Here is a 12,763-nt window from a genome sequence, read left to right on the forward strand (position 1 = left end):
CCTCGTGATAAATTATATAAAAAATAAAAACTAGGACACTATCATGATATAATACGCTTAGGTACAGGTCAATATCATACTACTCATAATAATAAGAACTTTCTGTTTATTATCACTTTCCCCATTTTTCTTCTAACATCACCATTATATTTTTTATATGTGCATGAATAACTTCTCTTTTCGCTTGATCACTAAATTGTTCTAACGCTAATGAAGGAAACCAAAATAAATCTCCTTGTAACTCTTGCATATCTTCTTTCCATGAAAAATCACTTGTAACATAAGCAATATGCTTAAAACCTTGCTTTTGCAAATGATTTGTCCATTCTTGCAAACGACCTTTTTCATTTTTTTGACTTTCTACTAAATACGTAAATGCAGGTAGTAAAAGTACTCTTCCTTTATATTCTCTTTCCAACTCCATACTCAACAATTCGATAAATTCACCTTGTTCTACTACCATTTTCATTTCTTTTGCTGCCGAAATTGATAAAAGTGGTATAACACCGGTATCTACATACTCTCTTGCTTGCTCAAACTGCTCCACATCTTTTACACTCCATTTCAAATGTCTTCCCTCCCTTCATCTACAAATTACAGAACTTTCACTTTATATATATTAAACCATACTAAAAGAGGTAAAAAAAGAAAAACTACCTATATTAAGGTAGTTTTTCTTAAAAAGTCTGAAATTTGTAAAATTTTATGAATCCAAATGAATTCTATAACATCTTTAACTCAGCTGTTAACTTATGAAACGCTTCCTTATCTTGCTTATCCAGCGCTTCATCAATTTGTTTCAAAAGACGTTCTCTTCTAAAAGAAAATACACTTTCTTCTAAAAATCTTTCTGCAAGTAAACGATCTTTTTCATTTACTTCAATATGCTTTGGTAAATACGGGTTTTCTTCTAATACAGCTACATAATTGGCATTTTGAAACGATGATTTAAAATTGAGTTGAATATAAATATCTTCATCTCGATTTAAACGAATATCATGAAACGATTTTTCAGCATCTGTTGTCATAACATTTTGTTTAAAAAAGTGAAATGGTGTGTCCTTCACACAATTCGCGGACATCACTAAACCACGCGGACAATATTTTGCATGCTCTACGAAGTGGACTTTATGCATCAATTGGTCATGACTCATTAAATAATTCAAAATCCATACGCATTCACGCTGTTTCAGTTGGTAATTATTCAAAAACCATTTTACAAAATCCTTCTTCTCGTTTACAGAAACAGGGGTATTCATAGCAATTAAGTCCCTCCTCTGTCTTTCTCTTTTCTTTTTAGATTCAAGAAGCGGCATTCAGTTTCCTTCCAACTTATGAAAAATCCTCTAAATTATATAACAATTCTTCAATATGAATTTGTGTCGGGTCTAGTTGTATTAACTGAGTAAATACTTCTTTCGCCTCTTTTCGCATACCTTCTTCCAATAAGAAATAACCGTACTCTTCCAAGAAGTCTGGATGATTCTTAAAAGAAGTATATGCACTTTCATAGTGTTTTAATGCATCCGAATACATTTCTAATTGTTTTTTTGCAAACGCAAGATCCCAAAGTAGTTGTGTATCTGGTTCTCCGCTATCAATCGCACGCTCTACAACTGCAATTAACTCTTCATACTTTTCTTGTTCTTTTAAGATATACGCATATTTTAATATCGCACCTAAATGTCCTGGATCTAACTCAAGCGCTTTTTGAAGCACTTCCTCTGCTTCCGCTATTTTTCCTAATTTCGCCGCAATGTTCGCTAATTCTACATAAAATGGTACAGAAAGCTCATCTACTTTAATTCCTTCTTGAAGTGTTTCATAGCTTTCTTGAAGCATTCCTTCTTTTTCATAGCTTTTCGCCAAATACATGTAAAGCGATGCATACTCCGGATCTAATTCTTTTAGTTCTTGCCAAGCACCAATTGCTCTTTGGTATTCTTCACCTTGGTATAATGTGAAGGCATATCCAAATAATGAGTGGATATCTTTTTGTTCCTCTAAACCTGCTTCGTAGTAAGAGATCGCTTCTTCCCAATTCCCAATCGCACTTAACGTTTCTGCGAGGCGAAGTGCAATGACAACTCCACCCATTACTTTATGTTCCGCTAATAGCGACTCATAATGAGTGATTGCCTTTTGTTCTTCACCTTTACTACTATATAACTCTGCTAATCCAAACGTAATAACAGGTTCGTCAGGCATCATTTCTTTCGCCTTTAATAGTTTTTGTTCTGCTACATCATCGAAACCTTGCATTTGGAATAAATCTGCAACAAGTAATAACGATTGGACATATAAATCATCATTTTCTGGAATATCATGAAGCACTTCAATTGCTTCATCTTCTTTGTCTAGATCAATATATAATTCTGCTAAAAATACAGTGAATTCACTTTCTTCCAGATACAATAAACGCAAGTCTTCTGTAATCGCTAACGCTTCATCCGTAAATCCAAGTGTATGATAGTAACGAGCAATATCATATTTCTCTTCATCATTCGCAACTTTTAATTGCTCTTTTAATAATTGTAATCCTTTTTCCGCTTCACCATTTTCAATATATGAAACAGCTTGTTCAAACTTTTGCATAAACGTCTCCTTTAATTCTAAAAAATATTCTTTTCTGTTCATTTACCCCCGATTGGTGCGGACTAATAATCAGTGAGAGAATGAGCATCCCCTCACTGATTAAAGTGTCACTTTATCATAAGCAACTATGTGTACGAACGCAACCTTTAGAATGAGCATACTTCTTCTTGTACTTTCACTGATAACATTCGAATATGACACCGATACCGCATTACTACTTTCTATTGTACCGTTTTCTTTCATTACCGTGCAAATAACTTCCCTTATTAATTATTAACACACACGGATCAAGCTTTACAGGCCTTCTCCACTTCGATCTTTATTTAAATAAAAAGACTCCTATATAGGAGCCTTCACACACTCTTAAGAGTATGTTTCTTCTTTCTTTACTTGCTCGTTTACAAGCTCTTTCAATAATTCTATAATTTCATCATTTTCTTCTTTCAAACCTACAGTAATACGAATACCATCATGTATACCAAATGCAGCACCAGAACGAACAATATAGCCTTTTTTCATTAATCGTTCGAAAGCTTCATTACCAGGAACACCGAGCTTTAAGAAAATGAAATTTGTTTGAGATGGATAATAGAATACGTTATATTCCTTACAAAATGCGTAATATTGATTTAATCCTTCTTCATTCTTTTTCACACATTCTTGTAAAAACGTTTGATCTTCTAATGCAGCGAGTGCTACAGATTGCGCTACAGTCGATGTATTAAATGGTAACCTTGCTACTTCTAGTTGCCCAATTAACTTCTCATTACCAACCGCATATCCGATACGGAAAGCAGCTAAACCATATGCTTTTGAAAACGTGCGTAAAACCATAAGATTTTCATACTTTTCAAGAAGTGGTAATGTTTGCGGATAGTCTTCTGCTCCGGCATATTCATAGTATGCTTCGTCCATAATAACGAGCGCTGACTTAGGAACTGATTCTAAAAATGAAAGTAATTTTTGTTTCTCTACATATGTACCTGTCGGATTATTTGGGTTACAAATCCATACAATCTTCGTTTTATCATCTACTTGCTGTAACATCGCATCTAAATCGTGAATGCCATCTTTTAGTGGTACTTCACGAACTTCTGCTCCTTCAATAACAGCATGGTGATGGTATTGCGAGAATGTTGGATTCGCCATTACAACATTTGTTCCTTCGTGTAGTAATGCACGGCTAATCATTTGAATGACTTCATCTAATCCACTACCAAATAACAGTTGTTCTGCTTTGACACCTAACTGCTCTGCTACTTTTGTCCGAAGTTCAAATGCATATCCATCTGGATAAAGAGCGTATTGACTCGCTAAAGAAGTTAATGCTTCTGTTACGCGTGCTGAGCAACCGAATGGATTTTCGTTCGATGCTAATTTCACAATTTTTGATAATCCATATTCCCTTTTTACTTCTTCAATATTTTTCCCAGGTACATATGCTCTCAAAGTTAACAATTGCTCTTTCACTCTCATTTTTCTTCCCCCAGTCATTTTATTCAATTACAATACGGTTATAATCCCTTACTATAATCGTTTATCATTACCGTCACTATTACGAGAATACCTCTAAACAAGCACTTCGCAACCTCTTAAGCCATATCCTTTTGAAATGCCTCTAACGCAAGATGAACAGTCTCATCTGGAATAGATACGACGTTCACTACCCCATATTCCTGCATTAGCACCATATGAATTGCTCCAGCATTCGCTTTCTTATCCTGTTTCATCAATTGAACGAGGCGTTCTACATTCAAATCACTTGGCATTTTTGGATAGCCGTACTTTAAGAACCACTGCTTCATCTCTTCATAAGAAAGATCAACTTTGTACACTTGCTCACTTAAAAACAAGGCAAATAACATTCCAACCGCTACTCCGTCACCGTGAGTAATATTTCCATATCCTAGTTCTTTTTCAAGAGCATGGCCTAACGTATGTCCAAAGTTCAAATGGGCACGTACACCTTTTTCTGTTTCATCTTGTGATACAATATTTGCCTTTACAGGAATTGCCTTCGTTAATATATGGATTAACTTCTCATCACGAAGATCCGCTAATGTTTGCACTTCTTCTTTTAGCCAATGATACAGCTTTACATCACCAATAAGAGCATGTTTTATCACTTCTGCATAACCTGAACGCCACTCTTTTTCAGGAAGTGACTGTAAAAACGGCGTATGATATACAACTGCTTCCGGTTGATGGAATGCACCGATCATATTTTTACCTAACAGATGATTGATCGCTACTTTCCCACCTACAGCGCTATCGTGAGCTAATAAAGTCGTTGGAACTTGAACGAAGCGAATTCCACGCATAAACGACGCAGCAACAAAACCAGCTAAATCTCCAATCATCCCGCCTCCAAGTGCGATAATTAAAGAATTTCTATCTAATTTATTTTCAAGAGCTGACGTATGAGCCGCATAGAAATTTTCAAAAGACTTCTCTTTTTCACCACTCGGTACGACAAATGAAAATACGTTTTGCTCTATTTGCAATGCATCTACAACTGTCTGTAAATGGAAAGATGCAACAGCTTCATCTGAAATGATCATGATATTTGATACAGATGGCTGCATGTTTTGAATGATTGTTGTCAAATGTGACAACGATTCTTTTCCTACATGTACATCATATTCTTTTGATTTCGTTTGAATATGTATGTTTCCCATTAAAATCCCCTCGCATATTCATTATGTTTCTCAATATTTTCACGAATAAGGTCCATACGATCTAATCCGAATTGTTCTATTAAAGCTGTCGCTAATTCCCAAGCCACAACCGCTTCTGCAACGACACTAGCTGCTGGCACAGCACAACTATCTGAACGTTCAATGCTCGCTGTAAAAGGCTCTTTCGTTTCAATATCTACACTTTGAAGAGGTTTATATAGTGTAGGTATCGGTTTCATCACACCTCGCACCACAATTGGCATTCCAGTCGTCATACCGCCTTCTAATCCACCTGCATTATTTGTTCTTCGTGTATATCCATGTTCCTCGTTCCACAGAATTTCATCATGAACTTCACTTCCCGGTCTATGCGCTGCTTCAAAACCAATTCCAATCTCGACGCCTTTAAAAGCATTAATGCTCATAATTGCGGCTGCTAATTTTGCATCCAGTTTTCGGTCATAATGCACATAGCTACCGATCCCAATTGGCATTCCTTCCACAATCACTTCAACGATTCCACCGATTGAATCACCATTTGCTTTCGCATCATCAATTGCTTTCATCATTTGGTTACCTGATTCTTCATCTAAGCAACGTACAGGTGATGCTTCTGTAATACTTTTTAATTCTTCAATTGAACTATACGTAATTTCCTGAGCCTCAACACCGCCAATTTCAATTACATGGCCAGCCACTGTAATACCAAGTTCTGCTAACACTTTTTTAGCAACCGAACCAGCAGCTACACGCACTGTCGTTTCGCGTGCTGAAGAACGCTCAAGTACATTTCTCATATCTCTATGACCATATTTAATCGCACCATTTAAATCAGCATGTCCAGGTCTTGGTTTTGTTACTTTCCTTTTCATTTCTTTTTCTTCTTGTTCCGTTAAAGGCTCTGCGCCCATAATTTTTGTCCAATGTGCAAAATCACGATTTTCAACAACAAGTGCAATTGGAGAACCTAATGTCTCTCCATGTCTAACACCACTTACAATTTGCGCTTGATCTGTTTCGATTTGCATGCGTCTACCACGCCCATACCCCTTTTGCCTTCTAGCTAACTCTTCATTTATATCATCCGCTACTAAAGGCAGTCCTGCCGGAACACCTTCTATAATCGTTGTAAGTTGTGGACCATGAGATTCACCAGCTGTAATATATCGCATACGTTATTCCTCTTTTCGTATATGTATTTATCCCGCTATATTAAGCAATGATATTATCTTTCCTTACTCTAAAAATATGAAAGAAATTATATATTTGATCAGCCATTCGCTTATTCTCCGATAGGCCTTTTACTTTACATATCAATATATCATAACAGCTCTAACTTCGTAACTAATTGAAATAAAAAAAGTGCAAGAAGAATACCCCTATTCTCCTTGCACTTTCTACTATTATCACAGTGATTAAAGCGTTTACAAATTATTTCAAAATAATTAGTAAATCCATTCATTCATTAATTTTGAGTAGTCAACTAATTCTTCTTCCTTAAAGAAAATAGCAATCTCGCGCTCTGCACTTTCTAACGAATCAGAACCATGGATAATGTTTTTCGCAACAGTTACACCGAAATCTCCACGAATTGTTCCAGGAGCTGCTTCATGTGGTCTTGTTTTACCCATCATGTTACGAGCTGTATCTACTACACCTTCACCTTGCCATACCATTGCGAATACAGGTCCAGATGTAATAAAGTCAACTAATTCACCAAAGAAAGGTTTTTCTGTGTGCTCAGCATAGTGTTGTCCAGCAATTTCCGGAGTGACTTGCATTAATTTTGCACCAACTAATTGAAAGCCTTTCTTCTCAAAACGAGCTACGATTTCCCCAATGAAGGCACGTTGTACACCGTCTGGTTTTACCATTAGAAATGTTTTTTCCATAAAAAATCTCTCCACTTCTGAATTATGTATGTAATTGTATATCCCCACACACATATTAACACCCTTATCACAATTGTGCAATAGTTTTGAAATAGAGAGATTATTTTATTTTTTAGAAAAAACACTAAAATTTTCGTTTTCCAATATACTTTGCTACATTTTGTAATGCATACTTCGCTTGTCCACGTGGGAGTGGTTTTATAATTTCTAATGCTTTATGTAAATAACGTTCACTAAACGCAAATGCTTGATCAATAGCGGTACTATTCTTTACAGCCTCAATAATTTCTTTCATTTCGTCCGCTGTTGTATTTTCATGTACAGATATGATTTTCTTACGAAGCACTGGATCTTCCATAGCGTATAGGGCAGGAAGCGTAATATTCCCTTGTAGTAAATCTCCGCCAGCAGGTTTTCCAAGCTTCTCTTCTGTGGAAACGAAGTCTAAAATATCATCAATAATTTGATACGACATTCCTACAAAATACCCATACCAAAATAGTCGATTTACCGTATCACGATTAGCACCAGCAGCAATCGCTCCTAGTTGACAACTCGCAGCAATTAATAATGCTGTTTTTCGCTTTATTCTTCTTAAATACGTTCGTAAATTTTGGTCATAATTGTATTTATCTTTAATTTGTTCAATTTCACCTTTACACACTTCTAAAATGGTATGCGATAGCGCCTGATGCGCCTCTGGAATTTCAATATTTGTAATACATTCAAGAGACTTAGCGAACAAATAGTCCCCTGTATACATTGCAATACGATCTCCCCATTTCGCATTCACAGTTGCACTACCACGTCGTAAAAATGCAGCATCAATAACATCATCGTGAACAAGAGAAGCCATATGAATAAGTTCTAACGCAACAGCTACATGCTTAATTGCATCTAACTTATAATCTCCAAATTTTCCCGCAAGCAACACAAATACAGGACGAATTCGCTTCCCACCAGCTTCAATAAGTTGTAATGCCGCCTCTTCTACCAATGGCTGTTCAGAAGCAACTGTCTTTTTTAATTCTTTTTCTATCACATTAATATCCGATCGTAAAAAAGAGTACATAAGTTGTAACTTCATATTGTTCACCTTAACCTAAAACTTCTTTTTTCTTTTTTTCTATTTTGATTCTGGTTTCATACCTAAATGCATCGCTGCTACCCCAAAAGTAAACGGCTTCACTTGTACATGTTCAAGTCCAGCTTTTTCAAACATATGAGCCAACTCTTTCATACCTGGGAATGTACTAGCAGATTCTTGCAGCCATGAATATTCTTTAAAACTTTTCGCAAATAACTTTCCAAATAACGGCATGATATATTTAAAGTATAAAATATACCCTTGTCGAAAACCAATCATTGTTGGTTGAGATGTTTCTAAACAAATTACTTTTCCACCTGGTTTTACTACACGTGTCATTTCTTTTAATACGTGCATATAATCCGGTACGTTACGTAAACCAAATCCAATCGTTACATAATCAAATGTGTTATCTTCAAATGGAAGCTCCATTGCATTCCCGTGTAAAAGTTCTACTTGTTTTAATTGTAACGCCTCTACCTTTTGCTTACCGACAGATAACATATTTTCACTGAAGTCTAAACCAACAACCTTGCCCTGTTCACCTACCGCCCCAGCTAGCGCAATTGTCCAGTCCGCTGTCCCGCAGCATACATCAAGAGCTTTGCTACCTGGTTTTACATCCATAATGCGCATCGTCTCTTTACGCCACGCTTTATGTCTTTGAAAACTAATGACAGAATTCATCACATCGTATTTATCAGAGATTTTCTCAAATACATCATGTACTCTTTCTTCTTTTGATTGTTGCATGCTCGTACCTTCTTCCAATGTAAAATTGCTTATGTCTTCGATTTATCTCTTAACACAGAGTTTATTTCGCTTATATCTGTGTGGTTTTCCAAATATTGATTTTCTTTCTTTCTGAGTTCCATCATCCATCCATGAATAACTGTTTCTACCTCCGCTTTATCCTTCATAATCCCTTGAACTGCTTGAAAAACAGGTGAATGTTGTTTATCAGCGTGCAGTTCACATTCTTTTTGAAGACGGTTTTTTCCTAGTACATACGTTATAAATGGTTTCCAATGCGATACATGAAAATGATCACATGTTTTTTGCAAGAGTGCAGACTCAATCGTTACTACACTTTCCATTATGTCATCCATCGTTTCATGCGCTTTTTGATATAACATTATTTTGTGTTCATTAATTTCTTTAATTCCTTCAGCAAGCGCGCGAATTAAAACAATATCACGATTCATAGACAATAAGTAATAATATAACCCACTATAGTAATCACCAGCAAGTACTGTTAACTGGCGACGTTTATGCGATTCAACCGCTTCTTCCCCTGCTTTATTTGATACTCTTTCATGTGTATCAAGCGCAATTTGCACAAGCATAATCGTTACTACATAATGCTCAATTTGTTCTATATGTAAATTTTCACTTTTTAAAGCACCATATAACAATGCTATTTTTTCTTCATCAATAAATGGTTCTTCAATATAGTTTATAAAATAAGGATGGCGTAATTTCTCCATCAATTTCTCTCTTATACCCGCATACCCTCCGTAGATGTCACACACAAAAATCACCCTTGTTTTCTAATTCATAAAACTTATTATAACACATACATTCTATTTTCTATAACCAAAACTTGACTACTCTTTCCAAACTTCCACCGAACTAAATAACATCTTCCATTCTTTTTAGTAGTCTTTCTATTCTCACTCTGCCTTGCTAAAACTATATCATTTATTTACATAAAAAAAAAAGAAAAGCAGTTTCCTACTTTTCTTTACTTTGTTTTAATAAAAGATAAAATTTCACTACGTGCCGCTGCATCATTTTCTAACACACCACGTACTGCTGTTGTTACAGTTTTCGCGCCCGGCTTTTTCACACCACGCATCGTCATGCACATATGTTCCGCTTCTACTACTACCATTACACCATGCGGCTCTAGTACTTCCATAATAGAGTTCGCTACTGTTGATGTAATACGTTCTTGCAGTTGTGGACGACGTGCAATTGTATCTACAGTTCGAGCTAATTTACTTAACCCTGTCACTTTTCCGCCTTGCGGAATATATGCAACGTGAGCAACTCCATAGAATGGAACTAAATGATGCTCACACATCGAATAAAACGGTATATCTTTTACTAATACAAGCTCCTCGTGATCTTCTCCGAACACTTTATGCAAATGTTCTTTCGGATCTTCATGCATACCCGCGAACACTTCTGAGTACATTTTTGCCACACGCTTTGGTGTATCAAGTACTCCCTCACGATTTGGGTCATCTCCGATTGCCTCTAAAATAAGGCGTACTGCATGTTCAATTTGTTCTAAATTAACTTTTGCCATCCGCTAGCCCTCCCGAAAACCTAAAAGTGATACGAACACATTCTAGCATATTTATGTTTTTAAAAGCAAAAAGAAGAGTTCCCAAAAAGGAAACTCTTCTTCCCTGTTAATATGTAAGGATTATTTAACCGCATCTTTTAACGCTTTACCAGGTTTGAATGCAGGTACTTTACTTGCAGCGATTTCAATCTCCTCACCTGTTTGTGGGTTACGACCTTTACGAGCCGCACGCTCACGAACTTCGAAGTTACCGAATCCGATCAGTTGTACTTTATCACCTTGTTTTAAAGCTTCTAAGATAGAATCAAAAACAGCGTCTACTGCTTTTGTTGCGTCCTTTTTAGAAAGGGAACTTGCTTCTGCAACAGCATTGATTAAATCTGTCTTGTTCATGCCATTCACCTCCTCCCAAAGATAAGACTGTATAATGATCATAAAATGAGTCTTACTTTCATTTGTAGGCAATTTTTACAAATTCTATACTACAAAGATGTAGATAAATCATTATCAACGCCTATATTATACGATTCTCCTTTATAATTCAATATTTTTAAGGAAATTGTTACTCTTAAAATGTGAAAATCTGATGAAACTTGACAATTTACAACAATATATTAGATAATGACTGTTTATTTCTCTATTCTATACGCGAAAATCAAAAAAATCCCTCTACGATGAGAGGGATTTTTTCTTATAATATAATCGCAATTAATCCGCCAGATCCTTCATTAATAATTCTTTCTAGCGTTTCTTTTAATTTATATCTCGCATTTTCTGGCATTAAAGATAGTTTCGCTTGAATGCCTTCTCGAACAATAGAGCTAAGTGAACGTCCGAATATATCAGAATTCCAAATTGATAATGGGTCATCTTCAAAATCCTGCATTAAATAACGAACTAATTCTTCACTTTGCTTTTCAGTACCAATGATCGGCTCAAACGTTGACTCCACATCTACTTTAATCATATGAATAGACGGAGCTACAGCTTTTAATTTTACACCAAACCTTGAACCGTGACGAATAATTTCCGGCTCATCCAAGCTCATGTCAGCTAACGCAGGCGCTGCTACACCATATCCTGTTTGCTTTACCATACGCAGAGCATCCGCCACTTGATCGTATTCTACTTTCGCATGAGATAAATCGAGCATAAGCTTCAATAAATGATCTTTCCCTCGAATTTCTACTCCTACTACTTCTTTTAAAATTTGATCATATAATTCATCTGGTGCATATAAATCAATCTCTGCTACACCTTGCCCCATATCAATGCCAGCTAGGCTCGCTCGATCAATAAATTCATACTGACTAAACTGCCAAACGACACGGTCCACATCACGAAGACGTTTTATATCCTTCACAGTCTCTTGAACAGCTTCTTGATAACTTTGGCGTAACCAATGTCCTTCATTTAACACCATCACCCAGCTCGGAAGGTTAACATTCACTTCTAAAACAGGGAACTCAAATAAAGCTTCTCGAAGCACATTGTACACATCTGTTTCCCTTAAACTCTCTACACTCATCGCAATGACTGGGATATCATATTCTTCAGATAAACTTTGGCGCAATTGCTCTGTATCTGGATGATACGGCTGTACAGTGTTGATGATCATAATGAAAGGTTTTCCGACTTCTTTTAACTCATTTACTACGCGTTCTTCTGCCTCTATATAATCTCTTCTTGGAATTTCACCAATCGTTCCATCTGTTGTAATTACAACACCAATTGTGGAATGTTCTTGAATTACTTTACGTGTTCCGATTTCTGCAGCTTCATGGAATGGAATAGGTTCTTCATACCAAGGAGTATTAATCATGCGTGGGCCATTCTCATCTTCATAGCCTTTTGCTCCTGGAACCGTATATCCAACGCAATCTACCAATCGAATATTCACTTCAAGACCTTCATCTACTTCGATAGAAACCGCTTGGTTTGGAACAAACTTCGGTTCCGTCGTCATGATTGTACGACCAGCAGCACTTTGAGGCAGTTCATCCTGCGCCCTTTGACGGTCAGACTCATTCTCAATATTAGGAATAACTACAAGTTCCATAAATTTTTTAATGAATGTTGATTTCCCTGTTCGAACAGCTCCTACAACTCCAAAATAAATATCACCGCCTGTGCGTTCCGCAATATCTTTAAAAATATCTACCTTTTCCAAGTGATTCCCTCCCTCAATATTTTTGGG

At 36.3% G+C, this 12,763-nt stretch carries 14 protein-coding genes; all 14 read right to left on the reverse strand.

The window, feature by feature from the left end:
- Nucleotides 1–112: 112 nt before the first annotated feature.
- The 14 genes from DN393_RS22730 to spoIVA all read right to left on the reverse strand — a co-directional run bounded on the left by DN393_RS22730 (nucleotide 113) and on the right by spoIVA (nucleotide 12,736).
- A complete protein-coding gene (locus tag DN393_RS22730) occupies nucleotides 113–568 on the reverse strand; it encodes a YpiF family protein (RefSeq protein ID WP_000872168.1) in 456 nt (151 codons plus the stop codon).
- A gap of 154 nt (nucleotides 569–722) precedes the next feature.
- The gene (locus tag DN393_RS22735) at nucleotides 723–1,259 is read right to left on the reverse strand and encodes a ReoY family proteolytic degradation factor (RefSeq protein ID WP_001095922.1); all 537 of its coding nucleotides are present in this window, start codon (nucleotides 1,257–1,259) and stop codon (nucleotides 723–725) included.
- 73 nt (nucleotides 1,260–1,332) lie between these two features.
- Nucleotides 1,333–2,595, reverse strand: a complete 1,263-nt coding sequence (locus DN393_RS22740; protein WP_149173970.1) for a tetratricopeptide repeat protein — start codon at nucleotides 2,593–2,595, stop codon at nucleotides 1,333–1,335.
- Nucleotides 2,596–2,694: 99 nt separating this feature from the next.
- On the reverse strand, nucleotides 2,695–2,838 hold the full coding sequence (locus DN393_RS31685) for a hypothetical protein (protein ID WP_179194479.1): 144 nt from the start codon (nucleotides 2,836–2,838) through the stop codon (nucleotides 2,695–2,697).
- A gap of 120 nt (nucleotides 2,839–2,958) precedes the next feature.
- Nucleotides 2,959–4,071 (reverse strand): histidinol-phosphate transaminase, encoded by a 1,113-nt coding sequence (gene hisC / locus DN393_RS22745; RefSeq protein ID WP_064476615.1) that lies wholly within the window; start codon nucleotides 4,069–4,071, stop codon nucleotides 2,959–2,961.
- A 116-nt stretch (nucleotides 4,072–4,187) separates the two neighbouring features.
- The gene (aroB, locus tag DN393_RS22750) at nucleotides 4,188–5,273 is read right to left on the reverse strand and encodes a 3-dehydroquinate synthase (RefSeq protein WP_064476616.1); all 1,086 of its coding nucleotides are present in this window, start codon (nucleotides 5,271–5,273) and stop codon (nucleotides 4,188–4,190) included.
- Nucleotides 5,273–6,445 carry a chorismate synthase gene (gene aroC / locus DN393_RS22755; RefSeq protein ID WP_064476617.1) on the reverse strand — a complete coding sequence of 391 codons (1,173 nt, stop codon included), beginning with the start codon at nucleotides 6,443–6,445 and terminating at the stop codon, nucleotides 5,273–5,275. The genes aroB and aroC overlap by 1 nt, the downstream gene beginning before the upstream one ends.
- 273 nt (nucleotides 6,446–6,718) lie before the next feature.
- A complete protein-coding gene (gene ndk, locus DN393_RS22760; protein ID WP_000415885.1) occupies nucleotides 6,719–7,165 on the reverse strand; it encodes a nucleoside-diphosphate kinase in 447 nt (148 codons plus the stop codon).
- A 124-nt stretch (nucleotides 7,166–7,289) separates the two neighbouring features.
- A complete protein-coding gene (gene hepT, locus DN393_RS22765) occupies nucleotides 7,290–8,252 on the reverse strand; it encodes a heptaprenyl diphosphate synthase component II (RefSeq protein WP_064476618.1) in 963 nt (320 codons plus the stop codon).
- Nucleotides 8,253–8,291: 39 nt separating this feature from the next.
- Nucleotides 8,292–9,005 (reverse strand): 2-heptaprenyl-1,4-naphthoquinone methyltransferase, encoded by a 714-nt coding sequence (menG, locus tag DN393_RS22770; RefSeq protein WP_001187666.1) that lies wholly within the window; start codon nucleotides 9,003–9,005, stop codon nucleotides 8,292–8,294.
- A 29-nt stretch (nucleotides 9,006–9,034) separates the two neighbouring features.
- On the reverse strand, nucleotides 9,035–9,784 hold the full coding sequence (locus tag DN393_RS22775; protein WP_002096763.1) for a heptaprenyl diphosphate synthase component 1: 750 nt from the start codon (nucleotides 9,782–9,784) through the stop codon (nucleotides 9,035–9,037).
- A 212-nt stretch (nucleotides 9,785–9,996) separates the two neighbouring features.
- Complete coding sequence (folE, locus tag DN393_RS22780; RefSeq protein ID WP_149173971.1) at nucleotides 9,997–10,566, reverse strand: GTP cyclohydrolase I FolE; 570 nt, start codon at nucleotides 10,564–10,566, stop codon at nucleotides 9,997–9,999.
- Nucleotides 10,567–10,686: 120 nt separating this feature from the next.
- The gene (locus DN393_RS22785; protein WP_001043860.1) at nucleotides 10,687–10,959 is read right to left on the reverse strand and encodes an HU family DNA-binding protein; all 273 of its coding nucleotides are present in this window, start codon (nucleotides 10,957–10,959) and stop codon (nucleotides 10,687–10,689) included.
- 298 nt (nucleotides 10,960–11,257) lie between these two features.
- On the reverse strand, nucleotides 11,258–12,736 hold the full coding sequence (gene spoIVA / locus DN393_RS22790) for a stage IV sporulation protein A (RefSeq protein ID WP_000416522.1): 1,479 nt from the start codon (nucleotides 12,734–12,736) through the stop codon (nucleotides 11,258–11,260).
- Nucleotides 12,737–12,763 lie beyond the last annotated feature (27 nt).

The sequence above is a fragment of the Bacillus sp. BPN334 genome (genome assembly GCF_008368885.1).
Taxonomy (GTDB): Bacteria; Bacillota; Bacilli; order Bacillales; family Bacillaceae_G; genus Bacillus_A; species Bacillus_A wiedmannii.

What these genes read in the sequence shown, in the direction of transcription:
- aroC (WP_064476617.1), bottom strand. Translation starts at nt 6,445, where the DNA reads ATGCGATATATTACAGCTGGTGAATCTCATGGTCCACAACTTACAACG.
- ndk (WP_000415885.1), bottom strand. Translation starts at nt 7,165, where the DNA reads ATGGAAAAAACATTTCTAATGGTAAAACCAGACGGTGTACAACGTGCC.
- DN393_RS22785 (WP_001043860.1), bottom strand. Translation starts at nt 10,959, where the DNA reads ATGAACAAGACAGATTTAATCAATGCTGTTGCAGAAGCAAGTTCCCTT.
- menG (WP_001187666.1), bottom strand. Translation starts at nt 9,005, where the DNA reads ATGCAACAATCAAAAGAAGAAAGAGTACATGATGTATTTGAGAAAATC.
- DN393_RS22735 (WP_001095922.1), bottom strand. Translation starts at nt 1,259, where the DNA reads ATGAATACCCCTGTTTCTGTAAACGAGAAGAAGGATTTTGTAAAATGG.
- DN393_RS22740 (WP_149173970.1), bottom strand. Translation starts at nt 2,595, where the DNA reads ATGCAAAAGTTTGAACAAGCTGTTTCATATATTGAAAATGGTGAAGCG.
- hisC (WP_064476615.1), bottom strand. Translation starts at nt 4,071, where the DNA reads ATGAGAGTGAAAGAGCAATTGTTAACTTTGAGAGCATATGTACCTGGG.
- hepT (WP_064476618.1), bottom strand. Translation starts at nt 8,252, where the DNA reads ATGAAGTTACAACTTATGTACTCTTTTTTACGATCGGATATTAATGTG.
- folE (WP_149173971.1), bottom strand. Translation starts at nt 10,566, where the DNA reads ATGGCAAAAGTTAATTTAGAACAAATTGAACATGCAGTACGCCTTATT.
- DN393_RS31685 (WP_179194479.1), bottom strand. Translation starts at nt 2,838, where the DNA reads ATGAAAGAAAACGGTACAATAGAAAGTAGTAATGCGGTATCGGTGTCA.
- aroB (WP_064476616.1), bottom strand. Translation starts at nt 5,273, where the DNA reads ATGGGAAACATACATATTCAAACGAAATCAAAAGAATATGATGTACAT.